Source organism: Salinivibrio costicola subsp. alcaliphilus (assembly GCF_001996185.1).
Classification (GTDB): domain Bacteria; phylum Pseudomonadota; class Gammaproteobacteria; order Enterobacterales; family Vibrionaceae; genus Salinivibrio; species Salinivibrio costicola.
On the sequence record NZ_MUFR01000197.1, the window covers coordinates 1 to 285 of the forward strand.

Below are 285 nucleotides of genomic sequence, written 5' to 3' on the forward strand. Positions count from 1 at the left end.
TATACCCAATTAACTTGAAGATGCATGATTGAACATCTGAAAGTTATCGTTAATACGAGACGTCAAAGACCCTGCGATCTCAGGAAGAGTCACAGTAAAAAATCGGTCAATCGCTTGTGCAAAATCCCGTTTAGTTTTGAAATAGAGATTATTCCTTGCATGCTCGTTCATGACCTTCCATAACCGCTCTATTGGGTTGAGGTTGGGGCTATAAGGTGGAAGATAATGAAGCTCTATATTGAGTACATACGCCGCATCTTTCACTAAGTCAGTGCGGTGATAGCC

Annotated in this window: 1 protein-coding gene; it reads right to left on the bottom strand. The window is 41.4% G+C overall.

All coding sequences use genetic code 11. From position 1 onward, the window contains the following. Positions 1-9: 9 nt before the first annotated feature. A partial coding sequence (locus tag BZJ21_RS15845) for a transposase (protein WP_174566355.1) occupies positions 10-285 on the bottom strand: 276 nt, incomplete at its 5' end.